This is a genomic window from Herpetosiphon sp. NSE202, assembly GCF_042688385.1.
Taxonomy (GTDB): domain Bacteria; phylum Chloroflexota; class Chloroflexia; order Chloroflexales; family Herpetosiphonaceae; genus Herpetosiphon.
Genome location: NZ_JBHUPY010000001.1, coordinates 82,834 through 103,340, shown reverse-complemented (window position 1 = coordinate 103,340; position 20,507 = coordinate 82,834). Strand labels below are relative to the sequence as shown.

Sequence of the window (20,507 nt, the reverse complement as noted above, 5' to 3'; positions counted from 1 at the left end):
ATGCTCTGTGCTCTCACGATTATACACGATGCTGATGGGCTATTTGCGCTCAGCGTAGGTCTAATTCAAACAAACTATAGGCTTCGTTGGTATCATGCCAATTGAGTTGGGCAATTAATTGAGCTTGGCGACTGTCACGCCACTGTGGAGTGAGCAACTCTTGGCATTCGGGCAGGGTGCGCGCATGGGCCAAAAGCGTGGTTTGTGCTGCCGCATCGCCTTCAATATGGGCAATAAAGCCATCTGGTTGGCAAATCATCCAGCCGCTACGATCAGGCAGCACATATAATTCTTGGCTGGCAGCACGGCGTTCAAGCTCAGCTTGATCAAGGTTGCGCACCGTCCACTGATAGACATAGCGCCCGCCATGATCGTGCAAATTCTGGGCTTGGCTCAGATCGATCAAGCTAGCATCGGCCACAACATTGGCGGGAGCAGCAGCAAGATCGTTCAAGCCATACCATTCAATAAAGCCAACATTGGCAAAATTGAGCTTTTCGGCCATCGAATGCATGCGATGATTGCTGCGCTCGGTCATATAGCCAAGCGTGTGCGCGTCCCAACTTTTGGCCCAATCGATCGAATACTCGACCAATTCGCGGCCCAAGCCTTGGCCCTGCAACTCAGGATGAATTCGCAAGCCACCAAACCAAGCTTGAGTTGGCGAAAGCACCCGCAGGCGCAGCACAACCACTGGTTCTTGCCAGCCAGCGATCTCGCCAACATACAAATGGCCTTGGGGCAACCAATAATCCCACACATCGCCAATATAATCTGCTTGGCCGTTCCACAAAGTATTGCACCACGCCACAATCGGCTCGCGATCTTCACTGGTGGCTAGGCGCAGGGTGAGTCTATTTGAGTTCGTCGTCGTCGTAGGCATGTAAATCATCAAACTCTATATCATCGAGATCGACAGCACTGCCGTCGTTATCGAAATCATCAAGGTCAAAGCCAATCCCAGCCAAGCCCGAATCTTCTTCGAGGCCGCTGGTGAGGGTATGCAAGGCCCGTTGCAAGGTTGTCGCGTTTTCGGCGGCAAAATACGAGAGGCTATTAGCATTCAAACGCGCTTGCTGGCCATCATCAAGCGGGCTAGCGCCAAGCAACAGCACAGGCATCGAGGCGATAGTTTTGCCGTAGGTGCTCAAAAAGCGTTCAAGCTCGCGCTCGGCAAAAATCGATTGCTCTTCGCTTTCGAGGTCAAGCAGCAGAATCACGCCATCGGTATTATGCAAAACATGCTGGCGGTCGGCGGCAGTTGAGCCAGCAGAACGCAAGGCATGCAGCATATAGACGGGCTTAATATCGCCAAGACTAGCATTTGCAGGCCGGTAACGAGCTACGAGGGTTGGTTCGTCCGTTGGCGGGCTATCCCAGGTTACTTCGCGTTCAGCGAGCGGAATGGCTGTAACCAATTGGGCGGCTAGTTTCACTGCATTGCGGGTAGGTGGGCCAAATAGCACGACCTTGCAATGCCATTCGTTTGTCTCATGATTGAGCCGTGACATAGCTCCTCCGAAATTCCACTGCAAAAACGATGGGCAGTCGCAAGGATTATAGCATTGTCTCGCAGCTTAGCGCTAGCTTTTCATGGTAGAGCATTCCCTCACCCCCCCAGCCCCCTCTCCCACTGAACGCGGGCGAGGGGGAGCACCCGTTTTACGTCTGGCTTTCTCTGGGTTGCTTGATTCACTGAACGGCCCACTGAACAAGGGCGAGGGGGAGCCGACCAGTGTTTACCAAGAACTGTGTCAGAACCACAAGTTTAAAGCCCCTCGCCTGCGGGCGGGCGAAGGGTTGGGGTGAGGGGATCTTAAAACCCCTGCCCAACCGAAGTTGCACAGGGGGTCTCGCGAGCTTCATTTACTCAACATTTAGGGCAAGGCATTTAATGCATTGCGCACATTATCTTGATTCGAGCTAAAAATAACCACAAATTCTTGGCCGCTGCCTTTAATGCCAACGTGCACATCGTCGTCAGTACGGTTCAGATCGTTCTCGCGCAACAACAGATCGCCATTGGACTTGAAGGTAGCCCGGAACAAATTAAGGAATTCATCGCCATCAGCGGCAGTATCCCAGCGCAATGTCCATTGCAGCACTGGGGTGAAATCGCTGGTGTGCTCATACAAACTCATGCGACCGCCGCCAATTCCAGCTGCCGCAGCGTCCATATCGCCAGCAGCATCGGTGTAATTGAGCAGCGATTTCAGGTCGAACTCGCCAATGGTGTTGGTCATGGCTGTCGTCCAGTCTGCGCCAAGCACTGGCAAGAGATCAAATTGATTGGGCAAGCTTGGGTTGTCGCGGGTCGCACTCAAATATTTTTCAGGGTGCAAAATCTGCTCAGTCGAGGTTGGTGGGTCTTGCAAGGCCTTGGTCACTGCTTCCCAACCGCCTGCTGCATAGACTTCTTCAACAAAGGTCAAGCCGTCTTCATAGGGAAACACCAAGCCATCACGCAACACGCCTGGTACTTTTTCTAAAATGTCGCTGCTGTCTTGTTGCTCTTGCAAGGTGCGCAACAATTCTTGCAATTGATCAGGCGACATACGCGGCACTAAATCGGTTTGCAGCCAATCGCTCATTAATTTGGTTGCATCGCCTTCAACCAACGAACGAAATGCCAATGAGCGGTCTGCATCAAATTCACCAACTTTCAAGCCATCTTGCAAATTAATCAATTGATCTTGTAAGTTGTGATTAAATTCATGAGCATAGGTAATTTGATCTGCGGCAGGAAAATCATTATTTTCAGCAATAATATAAAATGTATCGGTTTCTGGGTCGTAGAAACCGCCAATTTGTTCAGTTTGCAAATCAATATACAATTGCTGCAAATCAATATCTTTTTCGGCTAGACCAAGCATCCACATTTGGCTGGTTTCATGGCGAAAATCTGCTGGGGTATTTTCGGTTTCCATTTCTTTGACAATGTAATCGCGCAATTCATCGCGGGTCAGCATGCGGCGGGTTACAGGCCGTTCTTCTGGCAAGCCGCGCAAGGCAATCACTTCTTGCTCAATTTGCTTCATCACTGCGACAATTTCGGCTGGTGGCTCAACCCCGCCTGGGCCGGTTGGCGTTGGCGCAGCTGGGTCAACGGTTGGAGTCGGGCCAGCCTCTGGAGTGGCGGTTGGCTCCAGCGCTGGGCTGGTTGGCTCGGCCACACTGGTTGGCGGATTATTGAGCCGCTCTTGTAAATCGTTAACTTGGTCTTGCAGCTGGCGGTTTTTATCTTGCACCTCATCAGCAGCAGTAACTTGATCTTTCAATTTGCCAAATTCGGCTTGGGTCGTGGCATCACGCGAGATAAGCGTGCCCCGTTCAACCCACAGCCAACCGCTAGCGCCGAGTGCCACCAGCAGCAACGCCACTAGCCCAATTATTGCAACACGTGTTCGATTCATGGATATTCCTTCAAAACTAGGCCGAGATCTCTCAAACGTGTACAGAGCATATCACAGCTTTGGCCGCTTGGAAGTGAAAAAGTGGTGAGCAGTTGCCGCTGATTTGCCTATTGCGTGTACAATCAATACAGCGCGATTCACTCACAATGAGGTTCTTATGGAAAGTATTAGCGTTTTTTTAGTCGATGATCATCTGGTTGTCCGCCAAGGCTTGCGTGATTTTCTCGAACTCCAAGACGATATTGAGGTTGTTGGCGATTCGGGCATGCCCGTCGAAGCAGTTAGCCAAATTAAGCAACTGTTACCAGATGTGGTGATTATGGATTTGGTGATGCCCGAAATTGATGGCGTGGAAGCAACCCGTCGGGTCAAGGCGGTTAGCCCAAGCACTCAAGTGATCGTTCTAACCTCGTTCTCCGACGATGAAAAAGTTTTCCCAGCAATCAAAGCCGGCGCAATTTCATATTTGTTGAAAGATGTTAGCCCGCTGGAATTAGCCCGCGCCGTGCGTTCAGCCAAACGTGGCGAGGCCGTCTTGCACCCTGAGGTTGCTGCCAAATTGATGCAAGAATTCTCAACGCCCCGCAACAACGATCCCGATGCAGAAGCGCTGACCGAGCGCGAAATGGATGTGCTGCGCTTGATCGCCCGGGGCCATTCCAACCGTGAAATTGCTGATTCACTGATCATCAGCGAAAAAACTGTCAAAACCCACGTCAGTAATATTTTGTCGAAATTGCACTTGGCAGATCGCACCCAAGCGGCAATTTATGCCCTGCGCCAACGCCTTGTGCCAATGGACGATCCCTTACCCGGACGTTAATTTGGCTAAGCCGCCGCTCAACTGAGTGGCGGTTTTAGGTTTTAGCGGGCGTTTAAGTAATTTTCTGCACATCCCACACCAGCTTACTCCAACGGCTGTAAACGATTTGATAGCGTTCACCTTTACTCATTGAAAGATAGTGGTGGTGCTGATTTGACAAAATGATACCAGCATTGTTTGCTGATCATTGCCATGCTTGGAGCTGGCTTTGGATCATGCGTTGAAGCCTTTACTGGAGTGTTGCTGGGCAAACCTGGCCCACCACATTTGGGACAACAGTTCTCGCCTGAGGAAAATTTGATAGAACATTTTGGGCAATACATAGCTCCTCCGTCTCTCCGCATACTACTATTTAGCAGTTTTCTGTAGCAATAGTGCCAAAACTGCGCTTAAAAGTCGCCCAAGCACGATAATTCCAAGCGTCTCGCCTAGCGCCCAAAAGAAAGTGGGGTCAATATCCTCCAACCTGGGAGTAAAAATATTCAGCGTAGGCGAACGAAAGAGATACCAAAAGGCCACAAAAAGAATAAGATAGAGCATCCCAGACCAATTTTCGCGTTCGGGCGCACGTTGAGCATCTAATGACTGCTTAGGGATCGCTTGATGGATAGTCCATAAATGTTTAGAGAAGCGGCTATAACTGATCTGATATATCGCTCCTTTGACTGCCAATTCATACCTTTTCGGGCCTATATTGAAACTGCCGACTTGCTCAAACCGAGCATTATATTTGTTCAAGCTATTTCTGCTGTTGTACGATTTTGAGCCTAGTCGAGCGACAGCGACTTCAGCAACGCCACTCAGCAAATCAAGCAAATAGCTCATTAAATACCAGCCAACCCAACCAAAGAATATAAGTTTGAAAAAGCCAGGAATCGTCTCAGCTAGCTCGATGCGCAGCACGAACCACGCAACCGCGATCAGCATGGTCAAATAAAATACGATCCTATCCAAGAGCATGCTTTTTTGATCGCTGGTTAGCTTAATTGTGGTTGGCACGAAACTTTCCAACCATGCTTGATCAGCCGTACTAGCGACAAACTCCGGCTCGGTTTCTGGCTCCCAGAGAGGCTCGGCCATCGGTTCAGTGCGTTGATAGGCATTGGCCATGGGAAATTCGCCAAAGAGTGGAGTGGCAATCGAACGCCGAGTTTGCTGATTGCAAATTGGGCATGGCTGGGCAGCATTCACCAGCTGAGTATTACAATTTGGACATTGCATCGCACAGCTCCCATCCATTATTTGAATGATCGACTCCGCCAAAGATGAAAGATTAAGCGGCCTATTTTAGCTACTAGATACACGCCTAAAATCACCATCAGCCAAAATGACCAGCTATCTGAGCGAAAAAACCACCAACAGAAAAGTGCCATGAGTGACCATGGCACGAGCCCAACCAAAAAGAATTGCCACGCTTGTTTGGCAGTTAAGGGCCGCGAACCAGGCGGTGCAACCACAAGCTGCAATAATTGTTTGTCGATTACTGCCCCACAAGTATCACAATTACCAGCAGCACTCGTAAGGGTCGCGTTACATTCTGGGCATTGCATCGTGATTCCTATTCTGCTGCACTAGCAACGTGAGCTGTATCCAATGATCCATCAACCTGCACCATATCCAATAAACGCTGGGAAGCTTTTCCATAACTCAATATATAGAGCGCACCTGGAATCGAGGCATAATGATCATTCGCGCTAATATCGACTCGACCAAGCTGCTCGAAATAGCCAAAGTAATGGGCATTTGATTGTTGATGCTTGAAACGATAACGTTGAGTTTCGATTAAGCGATCAATATAGACTTCAGCCACACCATTGAAGAAATCCATTAAGTGGGCAACGAGCATCCAACCTGCCGCGAGGCCAATGATTGAAACAAATGCCAAAATAAACCCAAAATCGCCAACCTGAATTAAATAGCCAACAATCAGCATTGCCACAAATAGCGCCGCCAAACTCGCCAAGGCAATCAGAAGGTGTTTTTTCTTTTGGGCGCGCGTCAATGGCATGATCGTTGGCTCAAGATTGCGGTCAGTGGGAACGCTGATGTAGCGACCACTTGGCAAGCGAACAGTATTGCCAGCAGGATGGGTAGCTAAATGTGCAACCGCAGCCTCATCAAGTTGGACATAAAACGGAAAGCCACATTCAACACAGCGACTACGATCAGGAACAAGCTTTTGACACTTCGGGCATTTCATAACCATTCCTCTCTGATTCTTTCAATTGTTTGTTATTGGTTAGCCAACTTGTTGCATCGCCCACAAGCTTTTGCTGCGCGGGCTGTAGGTCACTTGATAAACTGCGCCTTGCAAGGCAGTATCGTAGTGTTGGCGACCAATATTCAGCCGACCGAGACGCTCAAAATGGCCATAGTAATTGCGACTATTTTTATTTTTGATAATTTGGGTTTTGGTTAAGCGATCAACTTGAACTTGAGCAACGCCACTGAAAAAATCGATCAACTTGGTCACTGATTGCCAGACAAAAATCAAACTCATCGCGACAATGATAATCCAGACAAAGCCTGCATCTTTATTGGCTAATGAGCGGCTAAAAGACCACACAATAATCCCAATAATTGCCAAGGGAATCAAAGCACCGAATAGCAATTTGGATTTTTGGCCGCCAGTCAAGGGCACGCTGGTGGGCATGGCATTCCCCAGCATGGTGGCGTTTGGCGGCGCAGCAACACTTTGCATTGGGGTTTGAGCCCAGGTTGAGGCTGGCTCGGCTGCTGGCTGCTCCCAAGCTGATGCAGCTGGCGCAGATGACTCCCAAGCGGCTGAAGCAGGAGTGGATTCCTCCCACTCGGATCTGGCTTGAGTAGATGGCTCCCAAACATCAGCATCATTGTGTTGATCGCGGCCCCAAGCATTGGCGGTTGGTGATTGGCCAAACGCTGCTGAGGAGGTCGAAGCTGGGGGCGTGCGTAACGGCCAATCGCAGCGTGGGCAGGTAGCACTCCTATTTGAAACATTACTATAACAATTTGGGCATTTCATCTGGGTAGTCCTCCATTGCTAATGTACGTCGAAACTCAGCATGGGTTGCGTTCATCGTTCAAGCTTACTCGATAGCCTACTCAAGGGCTAGATCAGGCTAGTACTTTAGCCTCAGCTGCGTGCTTGACAGCAACTATTTGGATTGCTATAATGCGACCGTTATCGATAACGGGATCGATAACGGGATCGATAACGAGGTCGGTACCACCTCCAAACCCTCCCTTAATTGCCGTTCCAAACTTAACTGCTTCAGTGTTCGCAACCTGTCTTCGTTGGGTGCGCCATTTAAGCGCAGCAACCCTAGCTGTGGCACAACTTAAGCCACCGCCTACGAAAACTTACTCCAAGGAAGGACATGACGATGAAGTCTCCTCGCGCGAAGTTCATGCTGGTTTTGATGGTGCTCATGACGATGGTTTTGGCAAGCTGTGGCGAAGCCGCAACTCCAACACCTGCGCCAACCGATGGCGGCACAAGTAGCACCGGTGGCACAACCGCCAACGCTGATAACAGCAAATACACCATTGGGATCTCAATGCCCACCAAATCATCTGCTCGTTGGATCGCCGACGGCGACAATATGGTGAAGTATTTCCAAGAAAAAGGCTTCAAAACCGATCTTCAATACGCTGAAGACGATATTCCAACCCAACTTTCGCAAATTGAAAACATGGTCACCAAAGGGGTCAATGTGTTGGTGATTGCGGCAATCGACGGCGAAACTCTCTCAGATGTTCTGCAAAGTGCTAAAGATAAGAAAATTCTGGTTATCGCCTACGACCGCTTGATCAAAAAGACTCCGAACGTCGATTTCTACGCAACCTTCGATAACTTCAAGGTTGGGGTCTTGCAAGCCCAATCGATCGAAACCAAACTTGGCTTGAAAGAAGGCAAAGGCCCCTTCAATATCGAGTTGTTCGGTGGCTCATCGGATGATAACAACGCCTTCTTCTTCTACGATGGCGCGATGTCGGTCTTGCAACCTTACATCGATAGCGGCAAGTTGGTGGTCGTCAGCGGCCAAACTGGCATGGATAAAGTTGCGACCTTGCGCTGGGACGGGGCAACCGCTCAATCACGCATGGACAACATTTTGAGCGCTTTCTACGGCGACAAACGAGTTGATGCAGTGCTCTCACCATACGACGGCATTAGCATTGGGATCATCTCATCGCTCAAGGGTGTTGGCTACGGCAGCGCCGACCAACCAATGCCAGTTGTTTCGGGCCAAGATGCTGAAGTACCTTCGGTCAAGTCAATCATCGCTGGCGAACAAAGCTCAACCATCTTCAAAGATACCCGCGAATTGGCAAAATCAGTCGTTGGCATGGTCGAAGCCTCATTGTCAGGCAAAGAAGTGGCAGTCAACGACACCACCACCTACAACAACGGGGTCAAAGTTGTGCCTTCACAATTGCTGGTTCCGGTCGTTGTCGATGTAACCAACTGGGAAAAAGTGTTGGTCGAAAGTGGTTACTACAAAAAAGAAGACATAACCAAATAGTTCTGGCAGCAGGTCTGGGTGTGGGCAAGGCTCATGCTCAGGCCTGCTTTGCATAGGAAACTTGGCCATCTTCTCAGCAAACGAGGCACAGGTTATGTCTGATCTACTACTTGAAATGCGCGGAATCACCAAAACCTTTCCTGGGGTTAAAGCGCTGAATGATGTTAATTTGCAAGTGCGCCGAGCAGAAATCCACGCGCTAGTCGGCGAAAATGGCGCAGGCAAATCGACCTTGATGAAGGTGCTCAGCGGCGTGTACCCGCATGGCAGCTACAGCGGCGAGATTATTTTCGAGGGCCAAGAGTGTCGTTTCAACGATATTAGCGCCAGCGAAAAACTCGGCATCGTGATTATCCACCAAGAACTGGCTTTGATTCCGTTCCTCTCGATTGCCGAAAATATCTTTCTCGGCCACGAAACTGCCTCACGCGGCGTTATCAATTGGAATGCGGCGATTGCCAAAACCCAAGCCTTGCTCAAAAAAGTGGGCCTGAGCGAATCGCCCAATACATTAATTACCGATATTGGCGTAGGCAAGCAACAATTGGTTGAAATTGCCAAAGCCCTCGCCAAAGAAGTCAAACTATTAATTCTCGATGAACCAACCGCCAGCTTAAACGAAAGCGATAGCCAAGCCTTGCTCGAATTGCTGCTGCAATTCAAACAACAGGGCATTTCATCGATTCTGATCTCGCACAAATTGAATGAAGTTTCCAAAGTTGCCGATGCGATTACGGTGCTCCGTGATGGCGCAACCATCGAAACTCTCGATTGTCACAAAGAAACAATTAGCGAAGACCGGATTATCCGCGGCATGGTTGGCCGCGATTTAAGCCATCGTTTTCCGCCCCGCGAGGCCACGATTGGCGAAACTATGTTTGAAGTTCGCAACTGGAATGTCTATCACCCACTTCACGCCGAGCGCAAAGTTGTCGATAACGTCAGCTTTAACGTGCGCAAAGGCGAAATTGTCGGGATTGCTGGCCTGATGGGTTCGGGCCGCACCGAATTAGCAATGAGTATTTTTGGTCACGCATATGGCAAACATATCAGTGGCCATGTCTATAAAAATGGCCAAGAGATCGATGTGCGCACGATCCAAAAGGCCATTCGCAACGGCATTGCCTACGTCACTGAAGATCGCAAAAACTATGGCTTAGTGCTGATCGATGGAATTAAAAATAATATTTCGCTAGCGAATCTGCCAGCGATTGCCAATAAATCGGTGCTTAACGAGCCAAAAGAATTGCGCATCACCAATCAATATCGCGACGATTTAGGCATTCGCAGCTCCAGCGTGCTGCAAAAAACCGTCAATCTCTCTGGCGGCAACCAACAAAAAGTTGTGCTCAGCAAATGGTTGTTTGCCAACCCCGATATTCTGATTCTCGATGAGCCAACGCGTGGGATTGACGTGGGCGCTAAATACGAAATCTACACGATTATCAACAAATTGGCGCAAGCAGGCAAAGCCGTGATCATCATCTCTTCGGAATTACCCGAAATTCTCGGCATGTGTGATCGCATTTATGTGATGAACGAAGGTCAGTTGGTTGGCGAAATGCCTGCCGCCGATGCCTCTCAGGAAAAGATCATGAAGTGCATTATGCAGCAGGAGGTTAACCAGCCATGAGCGCTGAACTGCAAACCAACGAATCCAGCAAAGCGGCTGGGTTCAATCTCGCCACCATTTTCGATTTCTTGAAAAATCATATGCGCGAATATGGCATGCTAGTCGCCCTTGTGGTGATTGTGCTGTATTTCCAATTTGAAACCAGCGGCGTGTTGCTCCAACCAACTAACATCACCAACGTGATTTTGCAAAATAGCTATATCGTGGTGATGGCGCTGGGCATGCTGTTGGTGATTGTGGCAGGCCATATCGATCTTTCGATTGGCTCGGTGGCGGCCTTTGTCGGGGCAGTCGCTGGCTATATGATGGTCAAAAACGATTATCCAGTGATCGTTTCGATTGCTGCCTGTATTGCAATCGGCGCTGCAATCGGCGCGTTTCAAGGCTATTGGGTGGCCTTCCGCAAAATTCCGGCCTTTATTGTGACCCTCGCCGGGATGTTGATCTTTCGCGGCTTGACTTTGGTGCTGCTCGGCGGCAGCTCACTTGGCCCGTTCCCTGAGAGTTTCAGCAATATCAGCCGCGGTTTCATTAGCGGCAACGAAGCCAAGACTGGCTTTATGAGCAACCCACTTGGCGGCGCTGACGCAAAACTGCACGTAATGACGCTGATCATTGGCTTAGCGTTTGCTGCAATCATCGTCTACTTGGATATTATCGGGCGAAAAAATAGCCGCGCATTCAACTTCCCAGTAATCTCAACTCCTTTGTTTATTGTCAAAAATGCAGCAGTTGTCACCATTATTATGGCCTTCTGCTATATCTTGGCTTCCTACAAAGGCTTGCCCAACGTCTTGTTGGTGTTAATTCCGCTGATCGCCTTGTATATCTTTGTCACCAAAAAGACCGTGATTGGGCGGCGGATTTATGCCTTGGGTGGCAACGAAAAAGCCGCCAAACTCTCTGGCGTGCCAACTGATCGCCTGACGTTCTATACCTTCGTCAATATGGGGGTTTTGGCAGCTATCGGTGGCATGATTTTCACAGGCCGCTTGAACTCGGCCACACCCAAAGCTGGCGATGGCTTTGAACTCGATGCAATCGCTGCGGTCTTTATTGGCGGCGCATCAGCCTCAGGTGGCATCGGCACAATCTTTGGCGTGGTCATCGGGGCCTTGGTGATGGGCGTGCTCAATAATGGCATGTCAATCGCTGGCGTAAGCGTCGACTGGCAACAAGTGGTCAAAGGCGCAGTGCTCTTGATCGCCGTCTACTTCGACGTATCGAGCAAAAATAAAAGTTAGTTGAAGCAGCGCAAGGCATGGCTCAGGCTTGATTCGTGCCTTGCAAACCCATAACAAGGAGTTGCCATGAGTCGGCAAACTTACGCCATCGGGGTCGATTTTGGCACCGAGTCGGGCCGTGCTGTGCTCGTTGATGTGCGCAATGGCCAAGAAATCGCCACCGCAATTCATGCCTACGCCAACGGGGTTATCGATGAAAAACTGCCTGGCACCAACATTCGGCTTGAGCCAGATTGGGCCTTGCAAGATCCCAACGATTATCTTGATGTCTTCAAAATCACCATCCCATCCATCCTCAAAGCAAGTGGCGTTGACCCTGCTGATGTAATTGGGATTGGGGTTGATTTTACTGCCTGTACGATGTTGCCAACCAAAGCCGATGGCACGCCGTTGTGTATGTTGCCAGAGTGGCGCAACACGCCGCATGCATGGGTCAAATTGTGGAAACATCACGCCGCTCAGCCCGAAGCCAACCAGCTCAACCAAATTGCCCGCGAGCTTGGCTATAGCTTCCTTGATCGCTACGGCGGCAAGATTAGCTCAGAATGGTTTTTCCCCAAGGCTTGGCAAATTCTCAACGAAGCGCCAGAAGTCTATGCCGCCGCCGATCGCTTGATCGAAGCAACCGACTGGGTGGTTTGGCAGTTGACTGGAGTCGAAACCCGCAACGAATGTACCGCAGGCTACAAAGCCATGTGGTCAAAATCGGAGGGCTTTCCACCCAACGAGTTTTTCAAGGCCCTCGACGAACGCATGGAGCAGATCGTCGATCAGAAAATGTCGCGCACGCTCTTGCCACTTGGCGCAAAAGCTGGCGGCCTTAGCCAACAAGCCGCCGAATGGACAGGCTTGCTGGCAGGCACGGCGGTTGCCGTCGCCAATGTTGATGCTCACGTCACCCTGCCAGTTACCGGCAACACCGACATTGGCACAATGGTGATGATTATGGGAACTAGCACCTGCGACGTGATGAACGGCGAACATCGCGACCAATTGCCAATTGTCGAAGGCATGTGCGGCGTGGTTGATGGCGGCATCGTGCCAGGCATGCTTGGCTACGAAGCAGGCCAAAGTGGCGTTGGCGATATTTTCGCTTGGTTTATTGAGCATGGCGTGCCTGGCGAATATTTCGCCCAAGCCGAGGCTGAAGGCCTCAATATTCATAGCTTGCTCGAACGCGAAGCCGCCAAGCTTAAGCCTGCTGAGAGCGGTCTTTTAGCGCTCGATTGGTTCAATGGCAATCGCTCAACCTTGGTCGATGTTGAACTCAATGGCTTGGTCTTGGGTATGACCTTGGCCACGACCGCGCCCGAAATCTATCGCGCTTTGCTCGAAGCAACGGCCTTTGGCAAACGCGAAATTATCGAAACCTTCAACCAATCGGGCGTGCCCATTCGCAAATTGATTGCAGCTGGCGGCTTGCCCGAAAAGAACCACCTGCTAATGCAAATTTATGCTGATGTCACCAACTATGAAATTAGCGTCATTGCCAGCAAACAGGCTCCTGCTTTGGGAGCAGCCATGCACGGCGCGGTTGCCGCAGGCCTTGAAGCAGGTGGCTACGCCGATATTGCCAGCGCCGCCAACCAGATGGGCCGCTTGAAAGCCGAAACCTTCAAGCCAATTCCCGCCAATGTTGAAATTTACGACCAGCTTTATGCTGAATATAAAGTGCTGTACAACTACTTTGGCCGTGGCGAAAACGATGTGATGAAGCGCTTGCGCATGCTCCGTCACGCCGCGCTCACCGCCTAGTTGCAGCCAGATTGGAAGCCAACGATGTTAGAAACGCTAAAACACGAACTTTGGAAATTGCACCTTGAATTGCCCAAAAATGGCTTGGTAACTTGGACTTCGGGCAACGTCAGCGCCCGCGATCCTGAAACCAATTTGGTGGTGATCAAGCCAAGTGGCGTGATGTTTGAAGATTTGCGGCCCGCCGACCATGTGGTGCTCGATTTAGACGGCAATGTGATCGAAGGCGAACTCAAGCCATCATCGGATACCGCCAGCCATTTGTACATCTATCGCCATCGTCCTGATGTGAATGGGATTGTGCATACCCATTCGCCATTTGCTACGGCGTTTGCGGCCAACGGTAAATCGATTCCAGTCTATTTAACTGCGATGGCCGACGAATTTGGCGGGCCGATTCCTTGCGCTGGCTTTGCATTAATTGGCGGCGAGGAAATTGGCCAACAGGTGGTTGAGCATATTGGCACATCGCCAGCGGTGTTGCTGCAAAATCATGGCGTTTTCACGATTGGTAAATCGGCCAAAGCCGCCGTTAAAGCCGCCGTGATGACCGAAGATGTGGCTCGCACCACCTGGTATGCCTTGCAAATCGGCCAACCCCAAGAAATCGCCAGCGACGACGTTGCGAAATTGCACTATCGCTATACCAATGTGTATGGGCAGTAAAGTCGGGGATCGGTTGTTGGGGAGCGGGTTATAGATAACCTTAGTTCCCTAGCCCTCTCTCCCACTGAACGCGGGCGAGGGGGAGCTGCCAGTATTCACCGACGCATTGCGCAAGAACCACGGTGTTAAAGCCCCTCGCCCGCGCCACGGGAGAGGGGTTGGGGTGAGGGAATGAACGGATGCCCAACCCCCTCAATTATAGAAAGGCCAATCAATGCTTGATTTGAAACACTATGAAGTGTGGTTTATTACGGGGAGCCAACATCTGTATGGCCCCGAAACTTTAGAACAAGTTGCCAAACACTCGCAAATTATCGCCGAAGGATTTGATCAAAGCAGCGTGATTCCGGTGCGTGTAGTGTTCAAGCCTGTGCTCAAAACACCAGACGAAATTTACAATTTGGTGCTCGAAGCCAACGCTGCCAAAAACTGCATTGGCTTGGTGGCATGGATGCATACCTTCTCGCCAGCCAAAATGTGGATTGCCGGCCTGCGCAGCTTGCAAAAACCCTTGGCTCACTTACACACCCAATTCAACAGCGAAATTCCATGGTCGCAAATCGACATGGATTTTATGAACCTCAACCAAGCAGCCCACGGCGATCGTGAATTTGGCTTTATCGTCAGCCGCATGCGCTTGGAACGCAAAGTGATTGTTGGCCACTGGCAAGATAGCGAAGTGCACGATCGAATTGCAGCTTGGACGCGGGCCGCCGCTGCTTGGCACGATGCCCAAGGCGCACGCTTCGCCCGTTTCGGCGACAATATGCGCGAAGTTGCCGTGACCGAAGGCGATAAAGTTAATGCCCAAATGCGGCTTGGCTACAGTGTCAGCGGCTATGGCGTTGGCGATTTGGTGCGTTTTGTCAACGAAGTCAGCGATGCCGACATCGACAGCACCTTGCAAGAATATGCTGAACACTACGACTTGGCAGCAGGCCTGAAGGCTGGCGGCGAACAGCATCAAGCCTTGCGCGATGCTGCCCGCATCGAGCTTGGCTTGCGCTATTTCCTTGAACATGGCAACTTCAAAGGCTTTACCACCACCTTCGAAGATTTGCATGGCTTGGTGCAATTGCCAGGTTTAGGCCCGCAACGGCTGATGGATCGCGGCTATGGCTTTGCTGGCGAGGGCGATTGGAAAACCGCTGCGCTGGTTCGGGCTATGAAAGTGATGAGCGCTGGGCTAAGCGGCGGCACCTCGTTTATGGAAGATTACACCTATCACTTTGGCAGCAACGGCATGAAAGTGCTGGGCGCGCATATGCTCGAAATCTGCCCCTCAATTGCCGCAACCAAACCACAACTTGAAGTCCATCCGTTAGGCATTGGTGGCAAGGCTGACCCAGTGCGGATGGTGTTCGATGCCAAAACTGGCCCAGCGGTTAACGCCTCAATTGTTGAAATGGGCAATCGTTTACGCCTGATCAATAGCGTGGTTGATGCGGTTGAAACCGACGAGCCATTGCCAAACTTGCCAGTTGCCCGCGCCTTGTGGCTGCCGCAGCCAGATCTCAAAACTGCGGCTGCTGCCTGGATCTACGCTGGCGGCGCGCATCACACTGGCTTTAGCTTTGATCTGACCAGCGAACATCTCGCCGACTTTGCTGAAATTGCTGGCATGGAATATTTGCAAATCGATCGCAACACCAACGTCAGCCAATTCAAGCAAGAGCTGCGCTGGAACGATCTCTACTATCACTTGGCCAAAGGGTTGTAAACCAACGCTAAGCAACCAACGTCGCAACGCTGCACACCAATGGCGCTGAATCGCCAACCCTTTAGCAGCGTTGCGGCGTGGCGTAAGCAACGCAGGAGCAAGATCGGCTATACTAAGCAGCCTTGCATCCCAGCGATTTGAAATGCAGCGTGCTATTGGGAGTTCGCCATGACCATTCAACGTCCACAAAAAGTCACGATCAAAGATATTGCAAAACTGTGTAATGTTTCGACCCAAACCGTTTCGCGGGTGCTCAACAATCGGCCTGATGTGTCACCGCAAACCCGTGAGGCAGTTGAAAAAGCAATTGCCGAAATGGGCTACCAGCCAAGCGCTTTGGCCCGCAGCTTGGTGCAGCAACAAAGCTTTACCTTGGGCGTGATTACCGCAGGTTTGCAATATATGGGCGTGTCGCTGACGTTGAATGGCATCGCTGAGGAAAGCGAAGCCTCGAATTATGCCTTGTTGCTCAAGGAATTGCCGCGTTTTGATGCGACCAATATTGTGCCAATTATCGAAGCACTCATGGCGCGCCACGTCGATGGGATTATTTTTGCGGCGGCGGAACTCAACGAGAATGTTGAGATTGTGCAAGCCCAATTGCCAGCAACCTGCCCGCCGATTGTCTTTGTCAAAAGCCAGCCCAACCCCCGCTTCACCACAATTGGCATCGATAATTATGGCGGTGCGCGCCAAGCAGTCGAGCATTTGCTAAGCATCGGCAAGCGCGAAATCGGCATTATCTGCGGGCCAATCGAATGGCTTGAAACCCGCCAACGCCGTAGCGGCTGGTACGATGGCTTGCTGGCGGCAGGCATTACACCACAGCAACAACAAATTGGCATCGGCAATTGGTCGGCGGCCAGCGGCGAACAAGCCTGCGGCGAATTGTTCAATCGCTACCCCAAGATGGATGCAGTGTTTGCCTGCAACGATCAAATGGCCTTGGGCGCGTTGCATTACGCCAGCAAACATGGCCTGCGTGTGCCCGAAGATTTGGCAATCGTCGGCTTTGATGATTTAGCTGAATCGGCCTACTTCTCGCCAGCCCTCACCACCATTCGCCAACCATTGCGCGAATTAGGTCGCTTGGCGGTCCAAACATTATTACAATTAATCAATCCCAGCGATGAGCACATGCCAGCAGTCATCACAACCCTGCCAACCCAGTTAATTGTGCGCGAGAGCAGCGTGCGCTAAGCAAGTTCACGCCGCAGCTTAGCTAATTCCCACACATGTTTATTCCGCGGGCTGTAGGTAACAACATAATAATTGCCTTCGCGGGCAACACCACGATGCTCCAATTTTAAGTTTTGGCTGCCAATGAGCTTAAAATCGCCGTGCAAATAGCCCCTTTGTCTGGATGGCCGCACATAGTGCAGTTTGAGCAACTGATCAATCTGCACGTGAGCAATGCCAGCAAGCAGGTCGCGCCCGCGGCTAAGCAAGGCGAAGCCTACAAGCGCAAATATCAGGCCAAATATTGGCCAAATGAGCAGCCAACCTCTGCTCTCATGCCTAATCGCAACATACAGGATTGTGCCAGTACAAGCCAGCAAGCCAAGCCACATGCTAAGCACAACAATTTCACGGCGCAAAGCTTGGCGTAGCTGTGGCGTTAACGGGATTTGTTGGCTCAAAATCAGTGGCTTGAGCTGACAATCGCATTTGGGGCATTGGTTGATGTGCAGATCAACCTTTTGCTGGCAACGCGGGCAGTGCATGACGATCTCCAAAAAACTAGAATTCAGCATGCAAGACGCACAAACCGAGCGTTTCATTACCCTCAATGCTTGCAGCAATTAGGCTAGCTCCCTTGAGCGGCTAAGCGGCGCTAATTCCCAGATAATCTTGCTGTTTGGGCTATAGGTTATGCTGTAAAAATTACCTTCAATCGCCAAATCATATTGCGCTTTTTGCAATTGTTGGGTGCCGATTGCGCTAAATTCAGCATAATAATGCTTGCCTGAGCGATTGCTATATTCGCCCAGCAACGTCAATTGATCCAGCTGAACCTGGACATAACCGCTCCGCAGATCACCTACAAGCCTGCTCAGATACAGACTTGTGAAAGCAACCATAACCGCAACGCCCAGCCATGTCCAAATTGGCACAGGCCGAACCGCCAAACTCAAACTAGCCAGCACGATTGCAACAAACAGCAAGCCAGCGCTTGGCAGCAAAATTTTATTAATCAGCGATTGGCGTTGTGGTGATGATAAAGGGATTTGTTGGCTGAATAGCAGCGGTTTAAGCGCTTGTTGGCAGTTGGGGCAGCGATTGACGTTCAAAGCGACGTTTTGCTGACAACGTGGGCAATGCATGGCGAATCTCCACAAAACCAGAATTCGCCATGCACTACGGATAAAGCTAGGCGTTGGTTGCCTTGAGCACTTCCAGCACTTCGGCTGCCATTTCGTAGCGGCCAAACGATGGCATGATATAGACCCCTTGGATGCGATCGTAGGCAGCGGTCAGAATTTCTTGCGAAACTTGCACCCCAATCGCCCGCCCATTCGAGCCAGCTTCTTTCATGCGCTCCAGCACTTCGTTGGGCAGGGTAATGCCTGGCACTTCGTTATGTAAAAATGAGGCATGGCGATAGCTCTGAACTGGCATCAAACCCAACAAAATGGGAATTGGCAACGGGCCAAGTTTATCGAGAAAACGATCAAGCTCGGCTGCATCGTAGGAAATTTGGGTCATGGCGTAGTGCGCGCCAGCAGCCACTTTTTGATGCAAACGATCAATTTCCCAATCTGGGTCTTCGGCATTGATATTCAGGGCCACGCCAATTAAGAAGTTGGTTGGCGTGCCAATATCATTACCAGCGGTATCAACGCCGCTATTCATGCCAGCAATCACCTTGACCAAGCCAATCGTATCGACATCGAACACGCCAGAGGTGCCAGGATACGCGCCAAACGACGGCGGATCGCCTTTCAAGGCCAAAATGTTGCGCACACCCAAGGCATGCGCGCCAAGCAAATCGCTTTGCAAGCCCATCAATGAGCGGTCGCGAGTGGTGAAGTGCAAAATCGTTTCCATGCCAACTTGTTGCTGAATCAAGTTGCACATTGGCAAGGCGCTCATCCGCACGCGCGCCATCGGGCTATCAGCAACATTAATAAAATTCACGCCTGCAGCTTGCATTTGGCGTGCACCTTCGAGGCAGCGCCGAGGATTGTGGCCTTTGGGCGGGTCGATTTCAACACTGGTAACAAATGCGCCATCGGCCAACATGCGGCCAAGTTGGGTGGTTTCGGCACTTTTGCTAGGCAATTGCACGCTTGGCGCTTCGTCATCAACAATCGTAATATTGAGCGTGCTGGCTGGATTCAGATCCTGCAAGGCCGCATGCATGCTGTTAATATGCTGCGGCGTAGTGCCACAACAACCCCCAACAATCTGCACATTCAATTCTTCGACCATGCGCCGCGCGTAATCGGCCATATATTCTGGCGATGAAGGATAAAACACGCGGTTATGGCGCTCGGTTGGCCAACCAGCGTTTGGTTGGGCCGAAATTGGAATCGTAGCATTGACGGCACGCATGCTCTGCACAACCCGAAACACCCGTTGCGGGCCAACCGAACAATTGACTCCAACCACAGCCACGCCCAACTCGCTAAGTTTGCGTACAACTTCTTCGGGCGTGTTGCCAAGCACCGTGCGGCCATCTTCGGCAAACGTCATTTGGGCCACAATTGGCAAATCGCCAACTTGCTTAGCAGCCTTGACCGCAATCACCATCTCGCGCAAATCGCTAAATGTCTCAAACATCAACAGATCAGCGCCCTGCTCCAACAACGTGCCAATTTGCTCGGCAAACGCTTCTTGGGCTGCTTGTTCGGTTAAGGGGCCGTAGGGTTGTAACAACACGCCCAGCGGGCCAACTGCGCCAGCAATTAAGGTATTGGTACCAGCAATTTCGCGGGCTTCGCGGGCCAGCTTCATCCCGCGATGGTTAATTTGACGGACTTTATCAGCAAGGCCAAACGGCTCTAATTTAAAGCGATTTGCGCCGTAGGTATTGGTTTCAATAATATCGGCCCCAGCCTCAATATAGCTCTGATGAATTTCACGCACGACATCTGGCTGGGTCAGATTCAAGGCATCGAAGCACTCGTCAAAGTCGTTGCCGCGATTATACAATTGAGTGCCCATCGCGCCATCACAAAGCAAGGCTCGTTGCCCTAGTTGTTCAAGAAATGGATTCGCCATAGCCTTAGTTCCTTGTCCATTGGTAAAGTTGTTGTCGCACGATCGCCGTTGATCGCCAGTAACTATAGCATATTGCTTAACATTTGCTGGTTTCCGATCCACGAAGGACACGAAGTGACACGAAGGCTCGGAACCGCGAAGGACACGAAGGCTGTTTTTCGCCACAAATTGCACGAATTGCACGAACAATATTCCGCTAGCCATAAGCCTATAGCCTCGTCACCAATCCCCAACCACCGATCCCCGATACTCAAACAATCGTTTCGCCACCCTTCCGTCCCGCCCCAGCGGGAAACGTCAGGGGTTTTCAGCCCCCGACACCCGCTAATATTCACGCGTTGGACTGTTGCTCTGTTTCCTATTCCCCCAGCAATATCCTTCGTGGACTTCGCGCTCTTCGCGGTTCCAATCCCCGATCCTCAGCTTTTTAGCCACAAATTGCACGAACAATGTTCCGATAGCCATAAGCCTATAGCCTCAGCACAATTTTGACTTCTGACTTTTGCCTTCATAATTCATCC

18 protein-coding genes are annotated in these 20,507 nt (G+C 50.9%); 8 read left to right on the top strand and 10 right to left on the bottom strand.

The window, feature by feature from the left end; all coding sequences use genetic code 11:
* Positions 1–49 precede the first annotated feature (49 nt).
* The 3 genes from ACFMKP_RS00440 to ACFMKP_RS00430 form a co-directional block, all read right to left on the bottom strand.
* Positions 50–883, bottom strand: coding sequence for a GNAT family N-acetyltransferase (locus ACFMKP_RS00440; RefSeq protein WP_382288032.1), 834 nt, complete (start codon positions 881–883; stop codon positions 50–52).
* On the bottom strand, positions 855–1,511 hold the full coding sequence (locus ACFMKP_RS00435; protein WP_054536290.1) for a hypothetical protein: 657 nt from the start codon (positions 1,509–1,511) through the stop codon (positions 855–857). The genes ACFMKP_RS00440 and ACFMKP_RS00435 overlap by 29 nt, the downstream gene beginning before the upstream one ends.
* Before the next feature lie 366 nt (positions 1,512–1,877).
* Complete coding sequence (locus ACFMKP_RS00430; RefSeq protein ID WP_382288030.1) at positions 1,878–3,413, bottom strand: hypothetical protein; 1,536 nt, start codon at positions 3,411–3,413, stop codon at positions 1,878–1,880.
* Between the two features lie 157 nt (positions 3,414–3,570).
* Here ACFMKP_RS00430 and ACFMKP_RS00425 point away from each other — a divergent pair, with 157 nt between their 5' ends.
* Complete coding sequence (locus tag ACFMKP_RS00425) at positions 3,571–4,236, top strand: response regulator (protein ID WP_382288028.1); 666 nt, start codon at positions 3,571–3,573, stop codon at positions 4,234–4,236.
* Between the two features lie 348 nt (positions 4,237–4,584).
* Here the strand turns inward: ACFMKP_RS00425 and ACFMKP_RS00420 are convergent, their stop codons facing one another.
* From ACFMKP_RS00420 to ACFMKP_RS00405, 4 genes are read right to left on the bottom strand one after another with little or no spacing between them, the layout of a single operon-like run.
* On the bottom strand, positions 4,585–5,457 hold the full coding sequence (locus tag ACFMKP_RS00420) for a hypothetical protein (protein WP_382288026.1): 873 nt from the start codon (positions 5,455–5,457) through the stop codon (positions 4,585–4,587).
* A gap of 17 nt (positions 5,458–5,474) precedes the next feature.
* Positions 5,475–5,786 carry a hypothetical protein gene (locus ACFMKP_RS00415; protein ID WP_382288024.1) on the bottom strand — a complete coding sequence of 104 codons (312 nt, stop codon included), beginning with the start codon at positions 5,784–5,786 and terminating at the stop codon, positions 5,475–5,477.
* Positions 5,787–5,794: 8 nt separating this feature from the next.
* On the bottom strand, positions 5,795–6,436 hold the full coding sequence (locus tag ACFMKP_RS00410; RefSeq protein WP_382288022.1) for a hypothetical protein: 642 nt from the start codon (positions 6,434–6,436) through the stop codon (positions 5,795–5,797).
* A gap of 39 nt (positions 6,437–6,475) precedes the next feature.
* Positions 6,476–7,240 carry a hypothetical protein gene (locus tag ACFMKP_RS00405; RefSeq protein WP_382288020.1) on the bottom strand — a complete coding sequence of 255 codons (765 nt, stop codon included), beginning with the start codon at positions 7,238–7,240 and terminating at the stop codon, positions 6,476–6,478.
* A gap of 355 nt (positions 7,241–7,595) precedes the next feature.
* Between ACFMKP_RS00405 and chvE the strand changes: the two genes are divergently transcribed.
* The 7 genes from chvE (at position 7,596) to ACFMKP_RS00370 (ending at position 16,962) form a co-directional block, all read left to right on the top strand.
* Complete coding sequence (chvE, locus tag ACFMKP_RS00400) at positions 7,596–8,744, top strand: multiple monosaccharide ABC transporter substrate-binding protein (protein WP_382288018.1); 1,149 nt, start codon at positions 7,596–7,598, stop codon at positions 8,742–8,744.
* Between the two features lie 94 nt (positions 8,745–8,838).
* Complete coding sequence (gene mmsA, locus ACFMKP_RS00395) at positions 8,839–10,377, top strand: multiple monosaccharide ABC transporter ATP-binding protein (RefSeq protein ID WP_382288016.1); 1,539 nt, start codon at positions 8,839–8,841, stop codon at positions 10,375–10,377.
* Positions 10,374–11,621, top strand: a complete 1,248-nt coding sequence (mmsB, locus tag ACFMKP_RS00390; protein ID WP_382288014.1) for a multiple monosaccharide ABC transporter permease — start codon at positions 10,374–10,376, stop codon at positions 11,619–11,621. The genes mmsA and mmsB overlap by 4 nt, the downstream gene beginning before the upstream one ends.
* Positions 11,622–11,687: 66 nt before the next feature.
* Positions 11,688–13,376, top strand: a complete 1,689-nt coding sequence (araB, locus tag ACFMKP_RS00385) for a ribulokinase (RefSeq protein WP_382288012.1) — start codon at positions 11,688–11,690, stop codon at positions 13,374–13,376.
* Between the two features lie 24 nt (positions 13,377–13,400).
* On the top strand, positions 13,401–14,042 hold the full coding sequence (locus ACFMKP_RS00380) for an L-ribulose-5-phosphate 4-epimerase (RefSeq protein ID WP_204757327.1): 642 nt from the start codon (positions 13,401–13,403) through the stop codon (positions 14,040–14,042).
* 214 nt (positions 14,043–14,256) lie between these two features.
* Positions 14,257–15,762 (top strand): L-arabinose isomerase, encoded by a 1,506-nt coding sequence (gene araA / locus ACFMKP_RS00375; RefSeq protein WP_382288010.1) that lies wholly within the window; start codon positions 14,257–14,259, stop codon positions 15,760–15,762.
* A 168-nt stretch (positions 15,763–15,930) separates the two neighbouring features.
* Positions 15,931–16,962 carry a LacI family DNA-binding transcriptional regulator gene (locus ACFMKP_RS00370; RefSeq protein ID WP_382288008.1) on the top strand — a complete coding sequence of 344 codons (1,032 nt, stop codon included), beginning with the start codon at positions 15,931–15,933 and terminating at the stop codon, positions 16,960–16,962.
* Here the strand turns inward: ACFMKP_RS00370 and ACFMKP_RS00365 are convergent.
* The 3 genes from ACFMKP_RS00365 to ACFMKP_RS00355 all read right to left on the bottom strand — a co-directional run bounded on the left by ACFMKP_RS00365 (position 16,959) and on the right by ACFMKP_RS00355 (position 19,986).
* Positions 16,959–17,486: a hypothetical protein gene (locus ACFMKP_RS00365; RefSeq protein WP_382288006.1), complete on the bottom strand. Its 528-nt coding sequence runs from the start codon at positions 17,484–17,486 to the stop codon at positions 16,959–16,961. The genes ACFMKP_RS00370 and ACFMKP_RS00365 overlap by 4 nt on opposite strands.
* A 78-nt stretch (positions 17,487–17,564) precedes the next feature.
* On the bottom strand, positions 17,565–18,086 hold the full coding sequence (locus ACFMKP_RS00360; RefSeq protein ID WP_382288004.1) for a hypothetical protein: 522 nt from the start codon (positions 18,084–18,086) through the stop codon (positions 17,565–17,567).
* A 46-nt stretch (positions 18,087–18,132) separates the two neighbouring features.
* Positions 18,133–19,986: a bifunctional homocysteine S-methyltransferase/methylenetetrahydrofolate reductase gene (locus ACFMKP_RS00355; protein ID WP_382288002.1), complete on the bottom strand. Its 1,854-nt coding sequence runs from the start codon at positions 19,984–19,986 to the stop codon at positions 18,133–18,135.
* Between the last annotated feature and the right edge of the window lie 521 nt (positions 19,987–20,507).

Excerpts from the sequence above, each read along its gene's own strand:
- ACFMKP_RS00440 (WP_382288032.1), bottom strand. The coding sequence starts at position 883 with ATGCCTACGACGACGACGAACTCAAATAGACTCACCCTGCGCCTAGCC.
- ACFMKP_RS00435 (WP_054536290.1), bottom strand. The coding sequence starts at position 1,511 with ATGTCACGGCTCAATCATGAGACAAACGAATGGCATTGCAAGGTCGTG.
- ACFMKP_RS00430 (WP_382288030.1), bottom strand. The coding sequence starts at position 3,413 with ATGAATCGAACACGTGTTGCAATAATTGGGCTAGTGGCGTTGCTGCTG.
- ACFMKP_RS00425 (WP_382288028.1), top strand. The coding sequence starts at position 3,571 with ATGGAAAGTATTAGCGTTTTTTTAGTCGATGATCATCTGGTTGTCCGC.
- ACFMKP_RS00420 (WP_382288026.1), bottom strand. The coding sequence starts at position 5,457 with ATGCAATGTCCAAATTGTAATACTCAGCTGGTGAATGCTGCCCAGCCA.
- ACFMKP_RS00415 (WP_382288024.1), bottom strand. The coding sequence starts at position 5,786 with ATGCAATGCCCAGAATGTAACGCGACCCTTACGAGTGCTGCTGGTAAT.
- ACFMKP_RS00410 (WP_382288022.1), bottom strand. The coding sequence starts at position 6,436 with ATGAAATGCCCGAAGTGTCAAAAGCTTGTTCCTGATCGTAGTCGCTGT.
- ACFMKP_RS00405 (WP_382288020.1), bottom strand. The coding sequence starts at position 7,240 with ATGAAATGCCCAAATTGTTATAGTAATGTTTCAAATAGGAGTGCTACC.
- chvE (WP_382288018.1), top strand. The coding sequence starts at position 7,596 with ATGACGATGAAGTCTCCTCGCGCGAAGTTCATGCTGGTTTTGATGGTG.
- mmsA (WP_382288016.1), top strand. The coding sequence starts at position 8,839 with ATGTCTGATCTACTACTTGAAATGCGCGGAATCACCAAAACCTTTCCT.
- mmsB (WP_382288014.1), top strand. The coding sequence starts at position 10,374 with ATGAGCGCTGAACTGCAAACCAACGAATCCAGCAAAGCGGCTGGGTTC.
- araB (WP_382288012.1), top strand. The coding sequence starts at position 11,688 with ATGAGTCGGCAAACTTACGCCATCGGGGTCGATTTTGGCACCGAGTCG.
- ACFMKP_RS00380 (WP_204757327.1), top strand. The coding sequence starts at position 13,401 with ATGTTAGAAACGCTAAAACACGAACTTTGGAAATTGCACCTTGAATTG.
- araA (WP_382288010.1), top strand. The coding sequence starts at position 14,257 with ATGCTTGATTTGAAACACTATGAAGTGTGGTTTATTACGGGGAGCCAA.
- ACFMKP_RS00370 (WP_382288008.1), top strand. The coding sequence starts at position 15,931 with ATGACCATTCAACGTCCACAAAAAGTCACGATCAAAGATATTGCAAAA.
- ACFMKP_RS00365 (WP_382288006.1), bottom strand. The coding sequence starts at position 17,486 with ATGCACTGCCCGCGTTGCCAGCAAAAGGTTGATCTGCACATCAACCAA.
- ACFMKP_RS00360 (WP_382288004.1), bottom strand. The coding sequence starts at position 18,086 with ATGCATTGCCCACGTTGTCAGCAAAACGTCGCTTTGAACGTCAATCGC.
- ACFMKP_RS00355 (WP_382288002.1), bottom strand. The coding sequence starts at position 19,986 with ATGGCGAATCCATTTCTTGAACAACTAGGGCAACGAGCCTTGCTTTGT.